We start from the raw sequence: 21975 nt of genomic DNA, 5'->3' as shown, positions 1-21975 counted from the left end.
CTCGTTTGCAGGTAAGGTGTTCGATTCGTTCACCGAACCGTCGGCCGCCAGTATAGCAGGGCGACGGTAACGACGAAGACGGCCGTCGAGATATCGTATGACCCCGACGCGACCATCGTGGCGAGACCCGACCCCGCCCCGGCGATGCCCGTGACGAGGGAAGCCACGACGGGCCACGTGCAACTCACGCACGAAAACAGGCCCAGGACGCCCGATAGTGCGGATCCGGCCGCATCCAAAACGGTCGCGTAGACGAGATACGCGAGGGCGAGGTAGCCGACGAGTTTGAACGGGAGAATCGACAGGCGGAGCAGGTCCCCGTGATAGAGCAAGGCCGGGCCCCATCCCGGCGGAAGCCACGAGATTCGAAAGCCGCCCGATGGTACCCCTGGGACCGAGTGAGCGGGACCGAACAGGCCACCGACGTACCCTAAAACGAGGAAGTACGCCGCCGCGATACCGAGACCGACGAGTCGGTCGCGGTCGTTTCGCGCGATCGGATTCGTCTTCCAAACCGCGAACAGCGCGACGTTGATCCAGATGAACGGATAGAGGAGGTAGCGGAGTTGGCCACCGGTGTGATTCGAGGTGGCGAAGTAGAAAACGAGGGTGAACAGCTCGGCGTTCAGCACCACGGCTCCCCACAACAGCGTTTCACCGCTCGGTCGGAATCGTGCGAACTGGGTGCTCATAGGACGAGTGCATCGACGACGATGGCGACGAGGAGCGACCCGAGATAGGCGTTCGACGCGTGGAACGAACGGAAGGCCGCTTTTTCGTCGCGGTCGTGGTGGAGTTTGACGACTGCCAACAGAAACACGGCGCCGAAAACGACCGTCGTGGCCGCGTACGTCCAACTCAACGTCGTTACCGTGGCGAGGCCGCCCGCGGCGAGGAGGGTCGCACCCAACCACAGTAGGATGTGTTTCCGGGTTTCGGCTTCCCCGCGAACGACGGGCATCATCGGGAAGCCACCGCGTGCGTAGTCGTCTTTGTACGCCAACGCGAGGTTGTAGAAGTGCGCCGGCGTCCAAAGGAAGATGACGCCCGCGAGCACCAACGCTGGAAGACCGACACCGTTCGTGACCGCGGCCCATCCGATGAGCGCTGGAAGGGACCCGGCGAGTCCGCCGATGACCGTGTTCTGTACCGTGTTTGGTTTCAGCAGGAGCGTGTACACGACGCTGTAGAACACGATGGCCGTCAGTCCGAACACCGCGACGAGGACGTTCACCGAAAGGAAGACGGCAAGCGAGGCGATGGACAGGAGGACGCCGAACGCCACCGCGTTCCGAACCGGAATTTGGGACGTTGCGGCGGGACGGTCTGCGGTTCGATTCATTCGTTTGTCGACGTCACGTTCGAGCACGTGGTTGAACGTCCCGCTCGCGCCGATGGAGAGGACGCCCCCGGTAAGCGTTGCGACGACGGTACCGACCTCGAGGTCCGGCCCTGCCGCGAGCGCCATCCCCGCCGAGGCGACGAGACACAGGAGCCACATCAACCGCGGCTTCATCAGTCGGAAATACGCGTAGGCGGTCGCTTTGATGCCCGACAGCGACTCCGGAGTCGGCGAAACATCCGCGGGTTGCTGCTCGACGCCCATCTCGACCGGGCCGTCCTTCGTTTCCGGTTCGAGCGTCCACGCGAGCGCGAGAACGATTCCGGAGAAGATGGCCATTCCGATGACGAGATGGCTCGCGGTGAGGACGGTCGTCGTCACCGTCGTCGCCGCGATCGCGCCCAAACCGACCTGTATCGGATATAGCACGGCCGAGGTGGCGAGCGAAAGCTGAACGCGTTTCTGTGAGTCACGTATCCACGCGAACAGCGTCGTCGCGAGCAACAGCACCCCGACGACGAGCGCGGCGACGCGGTGCCCCCACGCGATAGCGAGTTTCGGGTCGTCCAGCGGGACGACCCAGTGGCCGTTGCAGGCGGGCCACGTCGGACAGGCAGTCGCGGCGTCCGTGAGCGACGTCGTCGCTCCGACGACGACGAGCAAATAGACGCCGACTGCGGTCGCTGTCAGCGCGCGTTCGAACCGACGTGAAGAGGGACCCTGCAGTGCCACCGTTGTCCGACGGTTATGGTCCCGCGTACTTAGACCATCCGACTTACCACGACGACAAAGACAGCACATATTTATGGGCCGTTTCCTAAGCTTAGAGCATATGGATTCCAAGCGGATAGCGTTCGTCTCGGTGCTCGGCGCGGCGCTTCTTTCGGTCGCTGTGGACCCCGTGCTGGCACAGGGCTACAGTTCGACGACCGAGAGACTCATCCGGACACTGAACACTCAGTTGCTGTACGCGGCGATTCCCATCACGGTGCTCGTCGAGGGTATCCTCATCTACACCGTGTGGAAGTTCCGCAACAACGAGAACCCGCTCCCGACGAAGGAGAACCGACGACTCGAAATCACGTGGACGGTCGCCACCGCAATCGTCCTGCTGTTCGTCGGCTATGCCTCCTACGGCGTGATGGCGAACGAGTACGTCACCACGACGCCCGAGGACGCGAAACAGATCGAAGGTAACGCGGTCCAAGTGGAAGTCGTCGCCGAAAAGTACATCTGGAACTTCAACTACAAAGGTGAAAACGTGTCCACGTCGGGTGAGATGGTCATTCCGAAGGACCGCCCGGTGTATCTCAATATCACCTCCAAGGACTGGCTTCACGCCTTCCATGCCCCACAACTCGGTCTGAAACAGGACGCCATCCCGAACCAGCACAACGTCATCAAGACGAAGCCGACGGAGGAAGGCACCTATCAGCTCTACTGCGCTGAGTACTGTGGTGTCGGCCACTCCAGTATGTTGGGGAAGGTCAAAGTCGTCTCCCAAAGCGAGTACCAGCAGTGGCTCCAGGAACAGAAGAAAGACAGCCAAAGCGGCGGCAACAACAGCAGTTCAGGTGGCAACAGCACCACGACCACCACGACTGCGTCGGCCTGAACCTCCCTTTTTGTCGATTTCCATCGATTAGCGGTCGCGTTGATATCGCTTCTCTGAAACCTCCGCGGATATCAGCGAAGGGTTTTGGGTGCATTTTTAGTAGTCGGCCCGTAACCCTCTCAGTATGACGGTAACGGACGATTCGACAGAGGAGCACGGCCATCACCTCCCGGCCGTCGAGGACTGGCCGAAAGGCTTCGGCGAGGCGTCGTGGTGGCCCTTCATCACCGCGGTCGGTGGGGCAGGGTTCTACATCGGTGCCGCACTGTTCGTCCTCGGACACGGCGGAACCAACATCGTCGGCCCAACCATCGGCCCGGCGGTGTTCATCGGGAGCACCGCGATCTTCCTCGCCGGACTGTACGGCTGGGTGTACCACGCATTCGTCAAACACTTCTGGAGCAGGGACACGCGAGAAAAAGGCATCAACGCACTTCGCTGGGGGATGGTCGCGTTCCTCGGGTCAGAAATCGCGACGTTCAGCGCTGGCTTCGTGTATTTCTTCTTCATCCGCGTGGGCGCCTGGCCCCCAACGGGTGACGAACTACCGCACCTCCTCGGCGACCTCGTGCTCATCAACACGGCTTTGTTGGTGGCGAGCAGCATCACGCTCCACTGGGCGCACGTCGAACTTCGGAAGAACAACCGAAGCCGATTCCTCGCCGGACTCGGGGCGACGCTCCTCCTCGGAGCGGTCTTCATCGGCGGACAGGTGCTCGAATATTACGAGTTCATCGTCCACGAAGGGTTCACTTTCACGGGCGGCGTGTTCAACAGCGCGTTCTACGGTCTGACCGGGCTCCACGGACTGCACGTTACCATGGGTGCGGTGCTCATCGGTATCGTCTTCATCCGCGCGCTCTACGGCCAGTACTCCGCCGACCGCCACCTCTCGGTGACGACGGTTTCGATGTACTGGCACTTCGTGGACGTCGTCTGGATCTTCCTCGTCGTCGTGCTGTACGCCGGCGCGGAAATCAAGTTCTAAGCGGCTACTTTCCCGTTTCGTTTCGATCGATGACTGACGAGTGTCCGCAGTTTCGAAGTTCAAAACAGCAATTCGTTCGAGGGGGAGTTCTACCGATAGCTGAACGGATGTCCGGACGTGCGACGAGGACGGTTCGTGCCCGTCGCGCGAACCGTCCGAGTACCCGGGGAGGTATGGGGACGCCACGGACGAGTGCGCCGACCGCTGGCGCACTCGCCCGCATGCGGTGCGGGGTTGGAACCGGCGATCGCAGTCTCGACGCCGCAACCGTCGTTCACCACTAAACCGTGTAGTAAAATCGTCACACCATAATGGAGTCACGACTACTGAACATGCTTCGACGCGAAACCCGCGCTTCGCAAGATTGAAACGCGCCAACAAAGAAAGAATGCGCATGGAACTGCGGGTTATCGAGAAGAGCGACACCGAACTCCAGATAGAAATCGGGGGCGAAGACCACACGTTCATGAACGTGCTCAAGGGTGCGCTCCTCGAAACCGAGGGCGTCGCGGCGGCTACCTACGACCTGAACCCCGAGCAGTCCGGTGGCCAGACCGACCCGATCCTCTCGCTGAAAACCGAGGACGGTATGGACCCCCTCGACGCACTGGAATCCGGCGCACAGAACGTCAAAGACAAAGCGAACGCCTTCCGCGACGCGTTTACCTCCGCGGCGTAACCGGCTGATTTATCCTCTGCTTTCAATTCGATACGTGAGCGACAGCGTCATCCGAACTACAACCGAACCGGCACGTCGCGCTCGGCGAGATACTCCTTGACCTCCCGAATCGAGTATTCGCCGAAGTGGAAGATGGATGCCGCGAGCGCCGCGTCCGCGTTCGCCTCGGTGAACACCTCATAGGCGTCCTCGGGGCCGCCGCAACCAGACGAGGCGATGACCGGGGTCGAAACCGAATCGCAGACAGCCCTCGTCAGCGGCACGTCGTAGCCGTCCTTCGTCCCGTCCGCGTCGATGGAGTTGACGAACAACTCGCCCGCGCCGCGCGACTGAGCCTCCCTCGCCCACTCGACCACGTCGATATCTGTTCCCTCCCTGCCACCTTTGACGGTGCATTCGAACCAGCAGGATTCGCCTTCGACCTGTTCGTACTGTTCTCCCTGTTCATCGAACCGCCTGCGGGCGTCCACGCTGATGACGATACACTGGCTGCCGAACGCGGTTGCGCCTTCCGTCACCAGTTCCGGCCGTTCCAGCGCGGCGGTATTGATGGAGACCTTGTCCGCGCCCGCCCGGAGGGTTTCTTTGATGTCTTCGCGCGTCCGGATGCCACCGCCGACGGTCAGCGGGATGAACACCTCGTCGGCGACGTTCGAAACGACGTCGAGCATCGTCTCCCTGCCGTCCGCACTCGCGGTGATGTCCAGAAACACGAACTCGTCCGCACCCGCCTCGTTGTACTGGCGGGCCATCTCTACCGGGTCACCGGTGTACTGTAGATCCTCGAAGTTGACGCCGGTGTACACCGCGGGGTTCCCATCGTCGTCCAAATCCACGTCGATACACGGGATGATTCGCTTCGTGAGGGTCATTGAGTGGCTGACGGTAGGAAGTCCGTCGTCAAAAGGAATCGGTTTGAGGGAGCAAGTGGCTATCAGAATCGAAAGACGTGTCGTCGACGTTCGAACGGAACACCGATACACCGAAGTATCGCGCACACCGATGTCGCCACATGACTGGCCAAGACACCGACCCGGTACAGCATTCCAACGGAATGGAGCGCGTAACGTCCCCGATGCAGGAGTTCTCGATGAGTCAAGTGACGACCGGACTGGTCGTCACCGTCATCGGTCTCGCGGTCGTATTCGGCGTTCCGCTATTGCTCTAATCTCCGGGGGAGCGGCAACGCTACTCCAGTTCTCGACCGATAACGTCCCGTAGTTCCGCTATTTCGTTCGCCGACCAGCGACGCGTTTCACCGCCGATGTCGATCTCGAGCACACCCGAATCGTCAGCGGTTCCGAGTTCGGTGACGGGTGCGACACCATCGAAGGCGTCGATGACTGTGTCGGGAGTCGCCGTCTCGATGACGGCTCGTCCGGGGAGTTCACTGAACAGCGATTCTGCGGAACCGGAAACCGAAACTGACGCGCCTGCATCGTCCGAAACCATTTCTGCCACCGTTACCGCGAGACCGCCGTCGCTCACGTCGTGAACCGCGAGCGTATCGTCCTGCGTGGCGACCGCGGAAAGCGCCGAGACGACATCCGAAGCGTTCTGTGGCAGTTCGGGGAATCGATCGCTTCCACCGAACTGCGCCAAATACTCCGACCCGCCGAGCGCGCCGGACGGTTCGCCGACGAGGAGAAGCGTCCCCTCGCCGGAAAGTTGGGCTGACGGGGCATCGTAGTCCGCGGTCGTTCCCGTCATTGCCAGCGTCGGCGTCGGCGGAATCGGGCCATTCGGGGAGTCATTGTAGAGTGAAACGTTTCCACCCACGACGGGAACGTCGAGTTCGCTGCACATGTCCGCGAGGCCGTCCACGATTCCCTTGAAACCGCCGTATACGTCCGGTTTTTCCGGATTACCACCGTTCAGGCAGTCTACCGCGGCCAGCGGCGTCGCGCCTTTCGCCGCCAGGTTCGCCGCGTTTTCCAGCGCGACCGCACGGGCGCCGTCGTAGGGCGCGGTAGTCGTCCAGTGGGGGTTCGCGCCGGACGAGAACGCGAGACCGAGTCCGGCCCGTCGAATCGCCATCACTGCCGAGTCGTCGCCCGGGAGTGTCGCAGTCCGGGCTTGTACCTCGTGGTCGTACTGTCGGTAGACCCACCGTTTGCTCGCGCAGTTGGGGGAGCCAACGACAGCCTCGAACGCCTCGCCGAAGTCGAAATCGGGCAGGTCGCGGACGGGTTGGGTCGGCTCGTTCGCGGGCAGGTCGTTCATCGGTGCACCGTCGCCGATGAATTCGGCGGCTACGTCCACGACCGTCTCGCCCTCGAAGGTGCAGACGTAGTTCCCGTCGGTCACGTCGCCGATGACCGAGCACCCGAGGTCGTACTTGTCGGCAATGTCGGCCACGGCATCGACGTTTTCCGGCCGAACTTCGTAACACATGCGCTCCTGGGACTCCGCGAGCAGGATTTCGAGGGCGTTCATGTTCGGTTCGCGCTGGTGGACGCGGTCGAGTTCGATAGTCGCACCGAGTCCCCCTTTGGCGACGAGTTCGCTGGACGCGCCGCCGAGTCCGGCCGCACCGAGGTCGCGAGCCGACTCCACGAGAGTACCGTCTACGAGTTCCTCGTTGGCCTCGATGAGCAGTTTCTCCGTATACGGGTCACCGACCTGTACCGCGGGCCGGTCCTCCGTTTCGGCGTCCTCCGAGAGGTCTTCGCTGGCGAAACTCGCGCCGCCGAGGCCGTCCCGGCCGGTCGCATTGCCGACGAGAACGAGTTTGTTGCCCGGTTTCTGCGCGTTCGCCGTGACGAGGCGGTCGGCCGAAAGCAAACCAACGCAGGCCACGTTGACGAGTGGATTCCCCTCGTAATCGGGGTGGAACTGCGTGCTTCCCGTCACGGTCGGCACGCCGATGGAGTTGCCGTAATCCGCGATACCTTCCACGACACCATCCAGCAGATAACGGGAGTGCTCGCGGTCGAATCCGCCGAAGTAGAGGCTATCCGCGAGCGCGATGGGATACGCACCCATCGATAGCGTATCGCGGACGATACCGCCAACACCCGTCGCCGCCCCGTCGTAGGGGTCTACGTAGGAGGGGTGATTGTGGCTCTCGATACCCATCGTGATGTAGGTATTCTCATCTAGCGCGACGACGGCGGCATCGTCACCGGGGCCGATAACGACGTCATCGCTTTCGGAATCGAAGGCCGACAACAGCGGGCGTGACGACCGGTATGCGCAGTGTTCGCTCCAGAGGTTCTCGAACAGCGTTTCCTCGGCCGGAGTCGGGTCACGGCCCAGCTCGGCAACGACCAGTTTGCGGTCGGACTCGGAGAGACTCATTCACTGTCCTGTACAGACAGGGCAGATTAATGCCTTTCCATATGCACAAACGTGCTTGGAACGTGGCGTTCGTTCGTACTCCACCTTCGACACCCTTTCCGATGCGACACGGGCAGTCGGTCTCCTATCTACTCGTTCGGAAAAAGAGTAACAGAGAACTGCCATCCTCTTCACTAAAGCATGTCACTACCTCAGCGAGGACGATCGTCGAAGGCAGGACGAGTCGTGTCCAAGGTGTCCGCACGCCTCCGACAACTGTAACATAGCGACGCCTATCCGTTGAATCGGTTGCCTGCGTTTGCAAGCAGTCCGATCGACGGTGCTGACGAAGCCATCCATATTTCGAGGACGGGACATCGTCGAAACACCGGTATTTCCGCCACGTTCCCGAAATACGTATCCGAGAGGCGGCGAACGCGGCACCGAACCGTCGGGAAATATTCCCCTTTGTTCATGCAAGTCAAAAAGTCGCAAACAACAACAGTTCCAGAAAGCATTTATCGAACTCCATCCACTCGGAAAACAGTCGGCCCCAACGAACCCATGAACCTCCATCAAGCACCCCTCGAACGAATCGTCCTCAAATCGGTTACCTACACGCTCACCCCGTTCGTCGTCGCTTTCATCGGACTGGCCCTGCTGGTCAAGGGTCGCCCACGAGATGCGTACAGTTGGCTTACACATGAATGGCGGGAACCGCTGTAGATCCGACATCGCGTTCGTGAGACTGTTCGTGTCGACGGACTGCACGTGATCGATCGAACTCGTACCGAGTCGCTTTTGCCGCACCCCTTCCAACCACCGACCGTGCTTTCGGTCGAGTTGCATTGTCATTCCGCGCTCTCTCACGATGGTCGTGACTCGGTGGAACTGCTCTTAGAGCAGGCGCAGGCCGTCGGACTCGACGCCATCGCCGTCACCGACCACGACGAAATCGACGCTAGCCTCCAAGCCGCAGAACTCGCCCCCGAATACGGATTGGTGGGGATTCCCGGTATGGAAATCACGTCACGTGCCGGACACATCCTCGGGTTGGGCATCGAAGAGCGTGTGCCAGCCGGACTGCCGTTCGGCGAGACGCTCGACCGAATCCGAGAACAGGGCGGCGTCGCTATCGTCCCGCATCCGTTCCAAAAATCGCGGAGCGGGGTCGCTGTGAACGTTACCCGAAAGGAACTCGCACAGGCGGACGCCATCGAGGTGTACAACTCGCGCCTGTTAACCGGACGCGGTAACCGCCGCGCGAAGTCGTTTGCCCGCGAATACGACGTCCCGATGACGGCGGGAAGCGACGCCCACATCAGCGAGATGGTCGGCCAGGCCGTGACCCAAATCGACGTGAACACGAACGACGCCCGAGCGATTCTCGGCGCAATCGTCGATGGCCGGACGAATGTACAGGGCAAGCGAACGCCGTGGCGAATCAGTTTCCGTCAAGCCGCAGGCGGTGCGAAACGCCGCGTCGTCAGTCGCATGGCACAGTATTTCGGATGATGCAGGGTGCAGACCCCGATCTCGTTCGGCGTGCAATCGAATCGAACGACCCGTTCCCGGGAACGCGAGGATTCGCAGGTGAACTCGATGGGGCGCTCGTTCGGGACGTTTTAGGTCGGTATCCTCTCTTTTCCGCAACTGACGACCCGACGACGTGGAGCGACGACCCGTGCGAGTTGGATGACCCGAACCCGATTCCGGCGGGGGTTGCCCGCACGAAGGACGGGGACGAACGACTCTGGCATCTCCCGGACCCCTCGCCCTTCGAGGACGAGGAGGAAGCCATCTCCGCAGTCGAGGGAGCGATCCGAGCCAGTCTCGAAGAAATCTCGTCGGACGGTCTCGCGGTCGCGTTTTCGGGTGGCGTCGATTCTGCAGTCGTCGCGAGTGCCTTCGACTGTCCGCTGTACGTCGCGGGTTTCCCAGACAGTCACGACGTTGAAGCGGCGAAAACTGCCGCAGAACGGATGAACAGGGACGTTCGAGTGGTGGAGCTCACGCACGAGGATATCGAACGCGCAGTTCCGACGGTCGCTCGCGCCATCGGACGAACGAACGCGATGGACATTCAAATCGCACTTCCATTGTATCTAACCGGCGAGCGGGCACGACGGGACGGTTACGACCGGCTCGCGGTCGGGCAGGGTGCAGACGAACTCTTCGGCGGATACGAGAAAGTCGCGCGTGCGGACCACCGCGTCGAGGCGGAGACGGTTCGCGGTGCGGCCCGTGAGACGATCCGAACGCTTCCCGAACAGTTGACGCGGGATGTGCTCACCCTACGGGCTGCGGGCGTCGAACCCATCGCACCACTGCTTTCCGACCACGTCGTTCGAACCGCGCTCCGACTGCCTGGAAACATGCTCGTCTCCGCTGACGGCGTGCGTAAATGGGCGCTCAGGGAGTCCGCTCGGTCGTTCGTCCCCGACGAGGTTGCGGCTCGGGACAAGAAAGCGGTGCAGTATGGGAGTCTCGTCGCGCGCGAACTCGACCGCCTCGCGCGACAGGCGGGGTACAAGCGGCGGATGGACGACCACGTGACGAAGTATATCCGCTCCCGCTTCGAATAGCGTGGCTACTCGTCGAACAGCACGACACTGCTTCAGTAGATTCCTTGGCGTGGGGTTCGGTCATCGAGTTGATTCAGCCAGGAATCGCGATAACCGAGACAGTAGCCACCACACTCGACACATGCCTGTCGGTCGAGTTCGTACCGCGTCCCGCAGGATTTGCATTCGAACCGTGTCGGGTCTGCACGGGCAAGTTTCAGACTCATTCTACTGACAAATATCATTCCCGATTTGTCCGACATTTGGTAGTGGTATTATTATACACGCCCTAAACAGCTGTGAAAACGCAATTGAAGTTAGGGTTGGATTGTAGAGCAATAGTGTAGAAGTGAAATCGTCGGAGTCATCTATTTGACAGATAATACCACATTAACGTCTCGATGTGACGATTCGATCGCTTCCGCAGTCGGGACAGATCTTTCGTTCGTCCTCGAACGCCTTTCCACAACCGGTACAGACGTACGTCGGTCCGGGGTCTTCGTCACTTCCGAACAGTCGGTCGATGATGCTCATGGCCTGCAGAACCCACCGGACGGACCTTATTATACACCGCCTAAGTTCGCCTCAGACGCCCTATAACTCGTTTTCGCTCCGTCCTTCGACACGTTCGATAGCCTCGGTTCCGAGCGTTACGACTTCCGAAGTGAGCTCATGATGGTTCCGAAGGTCGAGTGGGGAAAACCATTCCCAGCCGTCGGTTCCGGTTTCGTCTACATTCGGCGAGAGAGCCCGATCCATCGCTTCGCCGTAGTAGACGAAATCGATATGTTGGTGGCCGACTTCTCCCTCGAAGCTGTCGATGTCGTAGAGCATAACGTGTTCTGCGGGCGAAAGCTCCCTGCCGAAATCCGCGGAAACACTCGTTTCCGGTTCGAGGATGGATACTTGCAATCCTGTTTCCTCGCGAACTTCCCGCAGGGCGGCTTCACGGGGCAGTTCGTCGCGGTCTAAATGCCCACCCGGTGGAAGCCACATGTCGAGTCTGTCGTGCTCGTGGAGCAGGCACTCGCCATCGTGGACGACGTAGGTCGTCGCGGTGAAATGTCTCGTCGTCTCCATACGAAACGGGATTCGCGGCTGCGGTTCACGGTTTCGGTTGGCGGTCGAGATGTGGCGTTAGGGTGTTATCGTCCCTTCTTCGGCATCGAGCAGTTCGTGGTATCGATTGCGGATGGTGACTTCACTGATGTTCGCTACGTCGCTCACTTCACTTTGAGTGACTTTTTCGTTGGTCAGGAGGGCGGCGGCGTACACCGCGGCGGCCGCGAGGCCGACTGGTGATTTTCCACTGTGGATTCCTTGCTCGGTCGCGGTATCGAGCAGCGAGCGCGCTCTGCGCTCGGTTTCGTCGGAGAGGTCGAGATCGGAGGCGAACCGCGGAACGTAACTTTTCGGGTCAGCGGGTTCGATTTCGAGTCCGAGTTCGCGGGCAACGTAGCGATACGTGCGTGCGATTTCGTCCTTTTCGACACGTGAGACGGCGGTCAGTTCGTCCAAGCTACGCGGCGTTCTCGCCTGTCTGGCGGCGGCGTACAACGAGCCGGTCGCAACCCCCTCGATGGAACGACCAGGTAGCAAGTTCTCGTCGAGTGCTCTGCGGTAGATGACGCTGGCCATCTCGCGAACCGAATCCGGAAGGCCGAGTGCCGACGCCATTCGGTCGATTTCGCCGAGCGCCTGCTTGAGGTTGCGCTCCTTGCTGTCGCGGGTGCGGAACCGCTCGTTCCACTTGCGCAGTCGCTGCATCTTCTCGCGCTGCCGAGAGCCGAGCGAGTTTCCGTAGGCGTCCCTGTCGCGCCAGTCGATGTTGGTCGACAGTCCCTTGTCGTGCATCATCGTCGTCGTCGGCGCGCCGACGCGGGATTTTTGCTCACGCTCGCTCGCGTCGAACGCTCGCCACTCCGGTCCACGGTCGACGGCGTTCTCTTCGACGACGAGCCCACAGTCGTCACAGACCCGCTCGCCGCGCTCCTCGTCGGTCACCAACTGCCCGCCACATTCGGGACAGCGCTCCTGCTCATCAGCCTGTCGTTCGTCGGATTCCGTTCGCTCGCCACTGGTCTCCGTTTCGTCGGTTGGTCGAGTACGTGTATCAGTCATGGGCGCGTGCTGTCGGAGAAAGGCAGAGGGTCGGAGAATCGATAGACATATTGCATAGGATACACACCAACTTAACTCTAGTGGCATTTTTGAACATTCGTTTCCAAAGACAGTTCAAGAATAAATCGGCGTGAGGAGAAGTACGACTGCTATCGTAGCCAACTCTCGTCCCTCGGTGGCTCTCCGTTCGCGTATGACAACCCATGAAGTAGCGTATCGAAACCCTTACCGCTCGTCCGCGGGTTCTTCGATACATGAGCGATACGTCCCCCGGGCCTGACGAGGTTCGGCACGTCGCACGGCTAGCTCGTGTGGCGATTTCCGACGAGGAAGCCGAGCAGTTCGCCGGACAGTTCGCGGATATCCTGGGATATTTCGAGACGTTGGATGAAGTCCCGGAAGTCGAGCGAGACGTCGACCTCGTCAACGTCATGCGCGACGACGAGGTACGGGACAGTTTGGAACAGGAAAAAGCGCTGTCGAACACATCGGAGTCCGAAGAGGGCTATTTCAAGGGGCCGAACGTATCATGAGTGAGAATATTTTCATCACTGAAGAAACCATCGAGGGCGAGGAAGGCGGTTCTCTCGCCGGAAAATCGGTCGCCGTCAAGGATAACATCAGCACCGAAGGCGTCCGAACCACCTGTGGGTCGGCCATGCTCGAGGAGTACGTTCCGCCCTACGACGCAACCGTCGTAACGAAACTGAAGGACGCTGGCGCGACCATCGTCGGGAAGGCCAACATGGACGAGTTCGGCATGGGAACGACCACCGAAACGTCAGCCTTCGGCGCGACTGAAAACCCGGTCGCGCCGGGGCGCGTCCCAGGAGGTTCGTCGGGCGGGAGTGCTGCGGCAGTTGCGGCGGGCGAGGCCGACCTCGCACTCGGAACCGACACGGGTGGTTCGATTCGCTGTCCCGCCGCGTTCTGCGGCGTCGTCGGCATCAAGCCGACGTACGGTCTCGTCTCGCGCTACGGACTCGTCGCCTATGCGAACAGTCTCGAACAGATCGGCCCGATCGCGCCGACGGTCGAGGAAGCGGCCGGACTGCTGGACGTTATCGCCGGGGCCGACGAGCACGACGCGACGACCAGGGACGAAGGGAACGACAGCAACTACGCGAGCGCTGCCGACGGCGACGTTGACGGACTTGACATCGGCGTACCCACGGAACTGGTCGAGGGTGCGGACGACGGCGTCGTCGAACAGTTCAAAGATGCCATGGAGGACCTCGAATCGCAGGGCGCGACCGTCCACGACGTGTCGCTTCCGTCCGTCGAACACGCGGTCGAAGCCTACTACGTCATCGCTATGTCGGAAGCCTCCTCGAACCTCGCGCGCTACGACGGCGTTCGATACGGGCACTCCGGCGGCTACGACGGCAACTGGAACGAGGTGTTCTCCGAAGCCCGCGAGGAAGCCTTCGGCGACGAGGTGAAACGCCGCATCCTGCTCGGCACCTACGCCCTCTCGGCTGGCTACCACGACAAATACTACAAAAAAGCGCAGGACGCCCGCGCGTGGGTGAAACAGGACTTCGATTCCGCGTTCGAAGACGTGGACGTACTGGCCAGTCCCACGATGCCGGTTCCGCCGTTCGAACTCGGCGAGAGCCTGGACGACCCGCTCCAGATGTACCTCGCGGACGCGAACACAGTTCCCGTAAACCTCGCCAACCTCCCCGCGATTTCGGTTCCCGCGGGCGAAACCGACGGCCTTCCCGTCGGTGTGCAGTTCATCGGGCCGAAGTTCGGCGAAAGAACTGTGATTCGAACCGGAGGCGCGCTGGAGTAACCGTCGGGCGTTTCCGCTACTCGCGGTGGCGCTGTTCCATTTCGATGTCCCTGACAGTGGTTTTTCTAATATCGATAAAAGTTCAGTAAACCTGAATTGCTACGGAAGTACGGAAGATGCGTTAGTTGTTCGTATGAGCGCTCAAAGGAGGTCTCTAAAGCTGTTGCGTTACTCCTCGTACGCCAGGTTCATGATCCACTGCGAGAAGGCGTCGCTTTCGGGATCGATTTCCTCCTCACCGATGAACGGCGAGAGCATATCGCCCGCCATCAGCAGGGAGAAGTCGAGGTCCTTCGCGGCGGGAGTGACGAAGTACGTGTTGTGTCCGTCGTAGACGGTCTTTTCTCGCTGAACGAATTCTTTCGCGACCAGTGACTCGATGATTCGACTTCCCTTTCGGGATGAAACGTCGAGCTGTTTCCAAAAATCGCTTTGGTGGATTCCACCCGTTTCGCGGACGAGTTCGAGTCCTGCGTACTCGTCCTCGGTGAGTTCTTCCTCGGACGTGGCCGTGCTCATATTCAATACAGGGACGGGCGGGCGTTTAAAGGTGACCTTCCACGATGTCGTAGTCGGTTTGGCAGGGGGGACCGTCGGCGAACTCGTACCTGTCACTTTCCCCTTCCTCGATAGTCACGATGGACGATGAACGAGTTCCGTACCCATCGCCGTGGACGCACGCGCCGATGTCGTGATTTCGGAGTACTGCTTTCGCTCGGGTGCGCCATTCGACCACTGTCTCGTCGGGGTCGGGATGCACCGCGTCTCGAATTCGGTTCGATTTCGGTGCGTGGGTGTTCATTCCCTCGTTTACGATGACGTGAACCCCCGGGTCGAGATGCGTCGTTTGGAGGATGCCGTCCCACTCCAATATGGTTGCCTCATCGGCATCCGCGAGAAAGAGATTGAAGCCTGCGTACTGCCGTTTCGCGAGTTCGTCGTGAACGAACTGGAGGGCATCGGCCGGTGACTCGTGGGCCAATGCGTCCCGAACCAGTAGTCCACGGGAGCGTTCACCGTCGATGTCCGCCCGCCGATTCGTCACGCCGACGAACAGGCCATGTTCGTTGTACCCGACCCACGTTCCGTCCGCCTCCCGGTCCTGTGGGGCGATTACGGTCGGGTCGTGGTCCAGCACTCCGGGAGGGTTCGACGGTCGCCCCAGGGCTTCGTCCCGATTCGCGGCGGCGACGATCGGCGTTTCGTCGAACACCCGCCACGCGACGATGAGTGTACACACGTATACTCGTAGCCAGTGACCGAATAAAAGCGTTCTTCGGAGCAGGGCCGGGCATCACTCGGCCCAGTCATTTATACGACAGTCAGTTGACGTTGAATGGGGGAAAGTAGAATGTTCAACAGACGCGACATGCTCAAAACGGGGGTCGCATTGGGTGTCGGAAGCAGCGTCGCCAACGCACAATCGGAGGATGGGGTAGCGTTCAGCGCTGGACGAATGTCGGGTGAACAACAGTCACCATCGGTGCAGACGGACGCCCAGGGGACTGCGATGGTCGTCCAAGAGGGAGAATCGATACGGTTCGTCGTGCTCGTGAGCGAAATCGAGAACGTCACGCAGGCGCATATCCACCGCGGTGGGGCTGGAGAAAGCGGTCCGGTCGTCGTATGGTTGTACCCCGGCCCGAAGCGGACGAATCCACAGTTGATCGCCGGACGGTTCGACGGCGTGCTCTCGTCGGGGCAGTTCTCGGCGGCGGACTTCGTCGGACCGCTCGAAGGAAAACCACTCGACGCGCTGGTGACGGCCATGGAGGACGGTAACGCTTATGTCAACGTTCACACGGAGGCGAATCCGGAGGGCGAAATCAGGGGGCAGCTGTCACCGACCTCGGACGCGCGCGTTCGTTTCAATCAGAATATCCAGATCAACGCGAGCAACACGCTCAACATCAGTCGGTCGTCCAGCTTGCAGGTTCAAGAGTCATAACGAAGTCGCTCGCGGACCGCTTCGCGGTCGATCGTTCCCGACGGCGTTCGCGGCAGTTCGTCGGTCGCTTCGAGGAGCCGTGGCTGTTTGTACCCGGCCAGACGGCCGTCGCAGTACGCACGAACCGATTCGAGGGAAACCGTTTCGTCGGCCATCGGGACGACGAGTGCGCCGATTCGTTCGCCCCACTCCTCGTCTTCGATGCCGACGACTGCAACATCACGAATCGCGGGATGATCGCGGAGAACCGTCACGACTTCGCCGGGATGGACGTTTTCGCCACCGGTGACGATACGGTCCGAACGTCGGTTGAGCACCCACAAACGGCCAGTATCGTCCCGGTAGCCGATATCGCCAGTGTAGAGACCGTATTCGCCGAACGCATCCTCAGTCGCGTCACGGTTGCCGTAGTATCCCGCCATAACGGTGGGTCCGGCAACCACGAGTTCGCCCGATTCGCCCGCTTGAACTGGGCTGCCGCTGTCGTCAATCACGGTAACGTCGGTGAACATGAGGGACCGACCGACTGTTCCACGGTGTTCGAACGCTTCCTCGGGTCGGGCAGTAGCGATCTGCGATGCGGTTTCGGTCATTCCGTATGTCGGACAGACCGGAACGCCGCACGTTTCACACTTATCGATGAGTTCCTTACGGGCTGGTGCCCCACCGAGCAGGACGAATCGAAGGGAGTCCAGACGGGACGCACCGTCGGAATCGTCGGCGTCCAACAGCCGACGGAGCATCGTCGGGACGAGCGAGATTCCGGTCGCGTCGTAGGTTCGAACGTTTGTCAGCGTTTCCTCGGGGACGAACCCACCCCCCGATTCCAGGACGACCGTCGTGCCGTACAGCGTCGAACGGAGGAGGGGAGCGAGACCACCCATGTGATACGTCGAGAGGCAGAGATGCCAGCGGTCTCCCGGGAGCACGCCCAACCGAAACGCGGAGGCGGTCGCACTCGCCAGCAGGTTACCCATGGTGAGCACGACGGCTTTCGGATTTCCCGTCGTTCCCGACGTGAACAGCATGACTTGTGGGTCGTCGCGCGACCACACCATGGGGTCGAATTCGGTCCGTTCACACTCGGAGAGGGTCGTGTCGGTCGATACATCGACCGACACGACCGGAACAGTACCTGAAATATCGCGGGCCGTCGTTTCAGTTTCGGCCTCGCAGGCGAGTACCGACAGGTCGGTGTGCTCGACCTGTCGACGGAGTTCGGGGACGGCGAGACGGACGTTCAGCGGGACGAGCACGCAACCGAGTCGCATCGCAGCGTGAACGAGCAACACTGATGCCAATCGTGTTTCCATCAGGACGCCCAGATGGTCGCCCGAACGAAGCCCGAGTCCGGCGAGTTTTCCGGCTGTTTCCTCGACCGACGAATCGACGTCGGCGTACGTCCATTCGGTACCGTCTCCCGCCTCGATGAGTGCGGTCGAGTCCGGTGTAACCGCCGTTCGGTGAGCGAGCCAATCGTGCGTTTTACCCCACCCCATCGTCACCTCTTCGTCCTTCATTGTCGCCCCCACGTATCGGCGACGCCGTTTCCGGGCGCTTGCGGAACGCTTATCGACCCATTCACGATGCGTGCACGGTCGGGGCCGACGTCACGAGCCAGCATCGTCCCGGTTGCCAGTCCACACGCCGGTCGATCGGGAATCGCAGCAGCGACGTGAATCGCGGCCGTTCGGGCAACGACGCCGTCGATGGTCGTCGTCACGACCGACGAGACACCAGCATCACGGGCGCGCTTCGCGACTTCTACGGCCTTGTCCGGGCCACCGAGTACCATCGGCTTACAGATGAGAACGTCGGCGGCGTCGGCATCGAGTACCGTATCGACCGAGGTTTCGGCTATCGACTCGTCCACGGCGACGCGGACCGACCGACCGCGGAGGTCGGCGAGACCCTCGATATCGTCCCCCGACACCGGCTGCTCGACGTAGGTAACTCGTAGCGGGTCGAGTTTGTGGAACGCTTCGCGCGCTTGCGCACGCGACCAACCGCCGTTCGCATCGGTTCGGAGTTCGACGTCGGACCCGACCGCGTCACGAACCGCTCGAAGCCGTGCTACGTCGTCGGTAACCGAGCGTGCACCGACTTTCACCTTCAGACACCCGAAACCCGCGGCGACAGCATCCAGTGCGGCATCGGCGGTTTCGTCGGGTGGAGAGTCACCGATGGTCGCGTTCACCGGAATCGCTTCTACCTGCTCCGGGCCCGAAAGATATCGATAGAGTGGTCGTTTCTCGCGCTTCGCCCGAAGGTCGGCCAGCGCGAGCGAGAGACCGTGCCGGGCGGCAGGCGTCGATTCGAGAGTTGCGAGGGCATCCACCGGAGAGTCCACATCGGTCAGCGCCGCACGGCATGCGGTGAGCGATTCAGTCCAGCCCGGAAGCGGCGTCGCTTCGCCGATTCCGACCTCGTCGCCATCCTCGATTCGGACGAGAATCCCGTTTCGGTGTTCGATAGTTCCATGGGCAGTGCTAAGCGGCGATTCCAACGGGAGTGAGAACTCGCGTGTTTCGATTTTCATCTCAGAGCACCATTCCGAGGGCGAACAACCCCGAGTGGAGGGCCAGCAGCTTCCCCGTCTGTTCGAGGGCTGGGTTGAGCGCCTCGCCCGACGTTTTCGTCAGGACGGTTCGAGCAATCATCACGGCGTAGGGGCCAGTAATGAGGGGCAAAAGAACGAGCGGGCCGAACTCGCTCCCCGTCCAGAAGTAGACGGGGACGAGGTACGAGAGCAACAGCATTCCGACAAACTCGCCACGACTGGCGGTGGAGCCGATGAGCACGGCAAGCGTCTTCTTGCCCGCTTTTTTATCGGTTTTCAAGTCCCGGACGTTGTTCACGACGAGGATATCGGTGGAGATTGCTGCGACGGGGAGGCTCGCGAGAAACGCCTGCCAGGTGACGGTCCCCGCGGGGATTTCGAGCGTGAGGGGCGCGGCGAGGAGCGCCGCGGCCTGCACGTAAAACGTCCCCATCACGGCGATAACGCCGAAAAAGAGGAAGACGAATAGGTCACCTAACCCGTTCGATCCGAGGGGAAACGGTCCGCCTGCGTAGGCGATGCCGCTGGCGACGCTCGCGAGCCCGATGACGAGAATCGGGATCCCGCCGACGTAGACGAGGTACGCGCCGACGAGGATGGCGAGCAGGAACGTGCCGTACATCGCGCGCTTGACTTCGTCGGGTGCGATGAGCCCGGATTGGGTGACCCGGGTGAATCCTGTCCGTTCGTCGGTATCGACGCCCTTCACGGCGTCGTAATAGTCGTTGGCGAAGTTGGTGCCGATCTGGATGAGCGCCGCACCGACGAAGGCGGCGAGCGCGGGAAGCGGGGCGAACAACCCTTCGTGGACGGCGAGTCCAACCCCGACGAAAATCGGCGCGGCTGCGGCGGGGAGGGTGTGCGGTCGGGCCGCCATGAGCCACGCTTTCGTGCGAGAGACCTCGGTCGCCGTTTCGGTCATTACCGTGATTGTTCTAGCGAACGGGGTATAGCGTCTACGGTTTTGGAGGGATGCGTGTTGGCCGTTCTGTAACGAAACAAGTCGAACCGCCGAGAACCCATTTAAGTGATTCTCGCGACAAGGAGTAGATACGAGGAAGCACGGTTCGGGTTCTGCAGGGTGAATACTCGCTCGCGAGCGACCGCGTTCGCACGTTCGTTTCGAGATTCTCGGTCCGTCTTCTCGATATCGTGCTCAATCCCCCGCCTCGGCACCAGTTGCGCCCCGGCTCGTCGAACTCGGCAGGTTCGGGTCCCGGTGTGGATTCCGACCGTGAACCGCGTACTCCAGTCCGTGCTCGTCGAGTTGGGCCGTGAGAACGCGCCGGAGCCGGTTCAGACTCGTGATGTCGAGTCCGTGTTTTTCCGCGAGGTTCGTGAACTCGTTTTCGTCCGTGAGCGACTCGAACTGGTCGTATAGGTCGGTCAGTCGTTCCGGCGGTAGTCCGTGAATCCACTCGGTATCGTGCAGTCCGAGGTGGTGTTCGCGCTCCCTATCGACGATGTGGCGGATGACGACCAGCGCGACCTTCGGAATGGCCCGTTGGCTCCCGAAGGCGGTCAAATCGAGTTCCGACATGACGCCGAGGACGCAGTCACGTTGCCACGGCGTCAGCGAGAGGTCGTTACAGAGCGCGTGGCTCACCCGGAGTTTGTCCAGATGGTGCATCCGACTGCTGTGTCCGGCCATCGCGGAGTGGCGTTCTTCGTGCAATCGACGAATGCTGTCGCTCAGGTCATCTTCCGGCGATTTCGCCCGACCGATAACTGTCGCGCTGGGCGTCACCGGCCCCCACTTTCGAACCGACTGGTCGCGCTGGAGGTCCGCCCGCCGAACCGCACCATCCCCCGGGAGTTGGCTTAGCACGCGCGTTTCTCGGTCGTTTCGCTCGGCGTCCGCTTCCGACTCCCACTGCCAACCGGCAGTCTTCGGATCGCCATCGCCTCGGTACATCACACCCGTCTACTCGGGCGAGGTAGTTCAAAGATGGGTTTGCAGAAGAAATAGAGACACCATTTCGACAGCTATCGCTGATGTCCGTGTGAGATTGTAGTCAGAACCCGTTCCGCTTTCCGTCCATATCCTTACCTTGTCGCGAGAACTACTTAAACCGAGTCCGTTCGCGATGAGATAGGGAGATTTTATCAATGAATTTTAAAGTCCGTGTATGGACGACTCCTCGACGATTCGGGAAACCACGCCGCAAGACGCGCACGCCGTCCAACAGGTCCCCCGAGTTTCGTGGTACGCTGCTCAAGACGAAACCATGGGTGAAAAGGCGGTCGAAGGGACAGTCGATTCCTGGTTCGCACCCGAAAACGTCGTTGCGGACGTGAACCGCGACGAACGTCCGTTCTTCGTCGCGAAGGGTAACCACGGTGTCGTTGGGTTCGTTATCGGCGTGCCGGATGAAGAACAAGAAGAAACGTTCCACCTCTATCGAATCTACGTGCATCCAGACTACTGGGGGAACGGAGTCGGCACACAACTGCTCGAACGATTCGAAGAGGAACTACGGAAACGGGAGACGCAGGTGATTCGATTGTCCGTCATCGAACCCAACGAAACCGCTATCTCGTTCTGCGAATCTCGCGGATTAGAACGGAGCAGGGAAGAAGCAGACGAGCGATTTGACCTTTTTGCCGTACGACACGCGAAGCAACTCGACTGGGCAATGGTTGATTCAATAAACCGTGAACCGAGTGTACAAGAGGAAAAACAGGTAGAGTCCGGCAAGTAATCCGATGAGTGTCAACAACCGACTGGCCTTCCCGGAACGCCGGTTCCCAAAGGAAGACGCCACTCCGAATCGAATCACAACGAATGCAACGATGAGGAAAGTAACGAGTTCGGAGATGGTTGGAAACGGCGGTGGAGTCGGCACTGATGACCTAATTCGATAGGGGTGTTGTATGCTTTTTGTTGTGTCTGGTGTGGAAACCAGTTATCGTCTCATAGCCATACTACACAACCACTGAAGGCCAGCATCCTCACGAGCGAGGAGCAGAGCGACGAGCGAGCGGGGTGACGACTGATAGCAGGGAAGGAGGAGTGCTTTTGGCTCAGCTTTTACGAGGAGCCAACGAGCGGGACTGCGGCGGTCGCCGTCCCGCTTGCCC

The 21975-nt window shown here is 60.8% G+C and carries 27 protein-coding genes; 13 read left to right on the top strand and 14 right to left on the bottom strand.

Annotation, left to right across the window (positions count from 1 at the left end):
* Positions 1-29: 29 nt before the first annotated feature.
* Positions 30-692, bottom strand: a complete 663-nt coding sequence (locus OOF89_RS11060; RefSeq protein ID WP_266076079.1) for a DUF7546 family protein — start codon at positions 690-692, stop codon at positions 30-32.
* Entirely contained in the window at positions 689-2068 is a 1380-nt protein-coding gene (gene cyoE / locus OOF89_RS11055; protein WP_266079771.1) for a heme o synthase, read from the bottom strand. Before cyoE ends, OOF89_RS11060 begins: the two co-directional genes overlap by 4 nt.
* Before the next feature lie 106 nt (positions 2069-2174).
* Here cyoE and coxB point away from each other — a divergent pair, with 106 nt between their 5' ends.
* The 4 genes from coxB (at position 2175) to OOF89_RS11035 (ending at position 4624) form a co-directional block, all read left to right on the top strand.
* The gene (coxB, locus tag OOF89_RS11050; RefSeq protein WP_266076077.1) at positions 2175-2957 is read left to right on the top strand and encodes a cytochrome c oxidase subunit II; all 783 of its coding nucleotides are present in this window, start codon (positions 2175-2177) and stop codon (positions 2955-2957) included.
* Between the two features lie 124 nt (positions 2958-3081).
* On the top strand, positions 3082-3945 hold the full coding sequence (locus OOF89_RS11045) for a cytochrome c oxidase subunit 3 (RefSeq protein WP_266076075.1): 864 nt from the start codon (positions 3082-3084) through the stop codon (positions 3943-3945).
* A gap of 29 nt (positions 3946-3974) precedes the next feature.
* Entirely contained in the window at positions 3975-4229 is a 255-nt protein-coding gene (locus tag OOF89_RS11040) for a hypothetical protein (protein ID WP_266076073.1), read from the top strand.
* A 110-nt stretch (positions 4230-4339) separates the two neighbouring features.
* Complete coding sequence (locus OOF89_RS11035; protein WP_266076071.1) at positions 4340-4624, top strand: DNA-directed RNA polymerase subunit L; 285 nt, start codon at positions 4340-4342, stop codon at positions 4622-4624.
* Between the two features lie 56 nt (positions 4625-4680).
* Here the strand turns inward: OOF89_RS11035 and hisF are convergent, their stop codons facing one another.
* Positions 4681-5496, bottom strand: a complete 816-nt coding sequence (hisF, locus tag OOF89_RS11030) for an imidazole glycerol phosphate synthase subunit HisF (RefSeq protein WP_266076069.1) — start codon at positions 5494-5496, stop codon at positions 4681-4683.
* Between the two features lie 140 nt (positions 5497-5636).
* Here hisF and OOF89_RS11025 point away from each other — a divergent pair, with 140 nt between their 5' ends.
* Positions 5637-5792, top strand: coding sequence for a DUF7550 family protein (locus OOF89_RS11025; protein ID WP_266076067.1), 156 nt, complete (start codon positions 5637-5639; stop codon positions 5790-5792).
* Between the two features lie 20 nt (positions 5793-5812).
* Here OOF89_RS11025 and purL read toward each other — a convergent pair whose 3' ends face one another.
* A complete protein-coding gene (gene purL, locus OOF89_RS11020; protein ID WP_266076065.1) occupies positions 5813-7924 on the bottom strand; it encodes a phosphoribosylformylglycinamidine synthase subunit PurL in 2112 nt (703 codons plus the stop codon).
* A gap of 543 nt (positions 7925-8467) precedes the next feature.
* Between purL and OOF89_RS11015 the strand changes: the two genes are divergently transcribed.
* The 3 genes from OOF89_RS11015 to OOF89_RS11005 all read left to right on the top strand — a co-directional run bounded on the left by OOF89_RS11015 (position 8468) and on the right by OOF89_RS11005 (position 10488).
* The gene (locus OOF89_RS11015) at positions 8468-8629 is read left to right on the top strand and encodes a hypothetical protein (protein WP_266076063.1); all 162 of its coding nucleotides are present in this window, start codon (positions 8468-8470) and stop codon (positions 8627-8629) included.
* 102 nt (positions 8630-8731) lie between these two features.
* Positions 8732-9418, top strand: coding sequence for a PHP domain-containing protein (locus tag OOF89_RS11010; RefSeq protein ID WP_266079760.1), 687 nt, complete (start codon positions 8732-8734; stop codon positions 9416-9418).
* A complete protein-coding gene (locus tag OOF89_RS11005; protein ID WP_266079758.1) occupies positions 9418-10488 on the top strand; it encodes an asparagine synthase C-terminal domain-containing protein in 1071 nt (356 codons plus the stop codon). The genes OOF89_RS11010 and OOF89_RS11005 overlap by 1 nt, the downstream gene beginning before the upstream one ends.
* A 32-nt stretch (positions 10489-10520) precedes the next feature.
* On the opposite strand, the gene OOF89_RS11000 is transcribed toward OOF89_RS11005, so the two are convergent.
* The 4 genes from OOF89_RS11000 to OOF89_RS10985 all read right to left on the bottom strand — a co-directional run bounded on the left by OOF89_RS11000 (position 10521) and on the right by OOF89_RS10985 (position 12588).
* Positions 10521-10694 (bottom strand): hypothetical protein, encoded by a 174-nt coding sequence (locus tag OOF89_RS11000; RefSeq protein WP_266076061.1) that lies wholly within the window; start codon positions 10692-10694, stop codon positions 10521-10523.
* Positions 10695-10857: 163 nt separating this feature from the next.
* Positions 10858-11001 carry a hypothetical protein gene (locus OOF89_RS10995; RefSeq protein ID WP_266076059.1) on the bottom strand — a complete coding sequence of 48 codons (144 nt, stop codon included), beginning with the start codon at positions 10999-11001 and terminating at the stop codon, positions 10858-10860.
* 60 nt (positions 11002-11061) lie between these two features.
* Positions 11062-11547 (bottom strand): NUDIX hydrolase, encoded by a 486-nt coding sequence (locus tag OOF89_RS10990; RefSeq protein WP_266076057.1) that lies wholly within the window; start codon positions 11545-11547, stop codon positions 11062-11064.
* A gap of 57 nt (positions 11548-11604) precedes the next feature.
* The gene (locus OOF89_RS10985) at positions 11605-12588 is read right to left on the bottom strand and encodes a transcription initiation factor IIB (RefSeq protein ID WP_266076055.1); all 984 of its coding nucleotides are present in this window, start codon (positions 12586-12588) and stop codon (positions 11605-11607) included.
* Positions 12589-12842: 254 nt separating this feature from the next.
* On the opposite strand from OOF89_RS10985, the gene gatC reads away from it, so the two are divergent.
* Entirely contained in the window at positions 12843-13121 is a 279-nt protein-coding gene (gene gatC / locus OOF89_RS10980; RefSeq protein ID WP_266076053.1) for an Asp-tRNA(Asn)/Glu-tRNA(Gln) amidotransferase subunit GatC, read from the top strand.
* A complete protein-coding gene (gatA, locus tag OOF89_RS10975) occupies positions 13118-14386 on the top strand; it encodes an Asp-tRNA(Asn)/Glu-tRNA(Gln) amidotransferase subunit GatA (RefSeq protein ID WP_266076051.1) in 1269 nt (422 codons plus the stop codon). Before gatC ends, gatA begins: the two co-directional genes overlap by 4 nt.
* 168 nt (positions 14387-14554) lie before the next feature.
* Here the strand turns inward: gatA and OOF89_RS10970 are convergent, their stop codons facing one another.
* Positions 14555-14905, bottom strand: a complete 351-nt coding sequence (locus OOF89_RS10970; protein ID WP_266076050.1) for a helix-turn-helix transcriptional regulator — start codon at positions 14903-14905, stop codon at positions 14555-14557.
* A gap of 25 nt (positions 14906-14930) precedes the next feature.
* A complete protein-coding gene (locus tag OOF89_RS10965) occupies positions 14931-15626 on the bottom strand; it encodes an NRDE family protein (RefSeq protein WP_266076048.1) in 696 nt (231 codons plus the stop codon).
* 96 nt (positions 15627-15722) lie between these two features.
* On the opposite strand from OOF89_RS10965, the gene OOF89_RS10960 reads away from it, so the two are divergent.
* Positions 15723-16334 carry a CHRD domain-containing protein gene (locus tag OOF89_RS10960; protein WP_266076047.1) on the top strand — a complete coding sequence of 204 codons (612 nt, stop codon included), beginning with the start codon at positions 15723-15725 and terminating at the stop codon, positions 16332-16334.
* Here OOF89_RS10960 and menE read toward each other — a convergent pair.
* The 4 genes from menE to OOF89_RS10940 form a co-directional block, all read right to left on the bottom strand.
* Complete coding sequence (menE, locus tag OOF89_RS10955) at positions 16322-17854, bottom strand: o-succinylbenzoate--CoA ligase (RefSeq protein ID WP_266076045.1); 1533 nt, start codon at positions 17852-17854, stop codon at positions 16322-16324. The two genes, OOF89_RS10960 and menE, sit on opposite strands and share 13 nt — an antisense overlap.
* Complete coding sequence (locus OOF89_RS10950) at positions 17851-18873, bottom strand: mandelate racemase/muconate lactonizing enzyme family protein (protein ID WP_266076043.1); 1023 nt, start codon at positions 18871-18873, stop codon at positions 17851-17853. Before OOF89_RS10950 ends, menE begins: the two co-directional genes overlap by 4 nt.
* Position 18874: 1 nt before the next feature.
* On the bottom strand, positions 18875-19816 hold the full coding sequence (locus tag OOF89_RS10945) for a 1,4-dihydroxy-2-naphthoate polyprenyltransferase (protein ID WP_266076041.1): 942 nt from the start codon (positions 19814-19816) through the stop codon (positions 18875-18877).
* A 234-nt stretch (positions 19817-20050) separates the two neighbouring features.
* The gene (locus OOF89_RS10940) at positions 20051-20809 is read right to left on the bottom strand and encodes a DNA-directed RNA polymerase subunit epsilon (protein WP_407661608.1); all 759 of its coding nucleotides are present in this window, start codon (positions 20807-20809) and stop codon (positions 20051-20053) included.
* A gap of 214 nt (positions 20810-21023) precedes the next feature.
* On the opposite strand from OOF89_RS10940, the gene OOF89_RS10935 reads away from it, so the two are divergent.
* Entirely contained in the window at positions 21024-21596 is a 573-nt protein-coding gene (locus OOF89_RS10935; protein WP_266076037.1) for a GNAT family N-acetyltransferase, read from the top strand.
* 4 nt (positions 21597-21600) lie between these two features.
* Positions 21601-21759, top strand: a complete 159-nt coding sequence (locus OOF89_RS10930; protein ID WP_266076035.1) for a hypothetical protein — start codon at positions 21601-21603, stop codon at positions 21757-21759.
* Positions 21760-21975: the final 216 nt, after the last annotated feature.

Origin of the sequence: Haladaptatus caseinilyticus (assembly GCF_026248685.1) — an archaeon.
In the GTDB taxonomy this organism is placed as follows: domain Archaea; phylum Halobacteriota; class Halobacteria; order Halobacteriales; family Haladaptataceae; genus Haladaptatus; species Haladaptatus caseinilyticus.
Note: the sequence above shows the minus strand (reverse complement) of the source record. Positions and strands in the feature narration are given on the sequence as shown.

Coding starts and splice junctions, on each gene's coding strand:
- OOF89_RS11060 (WP_266076079.1), bottom strand. CDS start 692: ATGAGCACCCAGTTCGCACGATTCCGACCGAGCGGTGAAACGCTGTTG.
- coxB (WP_266076077.1), top strand. CDS start 2,175: ATGGATTCCAAGCGGATAGCGTTCGTCTCGGTGCTCGGCGCGGCGCTT.
- OOF89_RS11045 (WP_266076075.1), top strand. CDS start 3,082: ATGACGGTAACGGACGATTCGACAGAGGAGCACGGCCATCACCTCCCG.
- OOF89_RS11040 (WP_266076073.1), top strand. CDS start 3,975: ATGACTGACGAGTGTCCGCAGTTTCGAAGTTCAAAACAGCAATTCGTT.
- OOF89_RS11035 (WP_266076071.1), top strand. CDS start 4,340: ATGGAACTGCGGGTTATCGAGAAGAGCGACACCGAACTCCAGATAGAA.
- hisF (WP_266076069.1), bottom strand. CDS start 5,496: ATGACCCTCACGAAGCGAATCATCCCGTGTATCGACGTGGATTTGGAC.
- OOF89_RS11025 (WP_266076067.1), top strand. CDS start 5,637: ATGACTGGCCAAGACACCGACCCGGTACAGCATTCCAACGGAATGGAG.
- purL (WP_266076065.1), bottom strand. CDS start 7,924: ATGAGTCTCTCCGAGTCCGACCGCAAACTGGTCGTTGCCGAGCTGGGC.
- OOF89_RS11015 (WP_266076063.1), top strand. CDS start 8,468: ATGAACCTCCATCAAGCACCCCTCGAACGAATCGTCCTCAAATCGGTT.
- OOF89_RS11005 (WP_266079758.1), top strand. CDS start 9,418: ATGCAGGGTGCAGACCCCGATCTCGTTCGGCGTGCAATCGAATCGAAC.
- OOF89_RS11000 (WP_266076061.1), bottom strand. CDS start 10,694: ATGAGTCTGAAACTTGCCCGTGCAGACCCGACACGGTTCGAATGCAAA.
- OOF89_RS10995 (WP_266076059.1), bottom strand. CDS start 11,001: ATGAGCATCATCGACCGACTGTTCGGAAGTGACGAAGACCCCGGACCG.
- OOF89_RS10990 (WP_266076057.1), bottom strand. CDS start 11,547: ATGGAGACGACGAGACATTTCACCGCGACGACCTACGTCGTCCACGAT.
- OOF89_RS10985 (WP_266076055.1), bottom strand. CDS start 12,588: ATGACTGATACACGTACTCGACCAACCGACGAAACGGAGACCAGTGGC.
- gatC (WP_266076053.1), top strand. CDS start 12,843: ATGAGCGATACGTCCCCCGGGCCTGACGAGGTTCGGCACGTCGCACGG.
- gatA (WP_266076051.1), top strand. CDS start 13,118: ATGAGTGAGAATATTTTCATCACTGAAGAAACCATCGAGGGCGAGGAA.
- OOF89_RS10970 (WP_266076050.1), bottom strand. CDS start 14,905: ATGAGCACGGCCACGTCCGAGGAAGAACTCACCGAGGACGAGTACGCA.
- OOF89_RS10960 (WP_266076047.1), top strand. CDS start 15,723: ATGGGGGAAAGTAGAATGTTCAACAGACGCGACATGCTCAAAACGGGG.
- menE (WP_266076045.1), bottom strand. CDS start 17,854: ATGAAGGACGAAGAGGTGACGATGGGGTGGGGTAAAACGCACGATTGG.
- OOF89_RS10950 (WP_266076043.1), bottom strand. CDS start 18,873: ATGAAAATCGAAACACGCGAGTTCTCACTCCCGTTGGAATCGCCGCTT.
- OOF89_RS10945 (WP_266076041.1), bottom strand. CDS start 19,816: ATGACCGAAACGGCGACCGAGGTCTCTCGCACGAAAGCGTGGCTCATG.
- OOF89_RS10940 (WP_407661608.1), bottom strand. CDS start 20,809: ATGTACCGAGGCGATGGCGATCCGAAGACTGCCGGTTGGCAGTGGGAG.
- OOF89_RS10935 (WP_266076037.1), top strand. CDS start 21,024: ATGGACGACTCCTCGACGATTCGGGAAACCACGCCGCAAGACGCGCAC.
- OOF89_RS10930 (WP_266076035.1), top strand. CDS start 21,601: ATGAGTGTCAACAACCGACTGGCCTTCCCGGAACGCCGGTTCCCAAAG.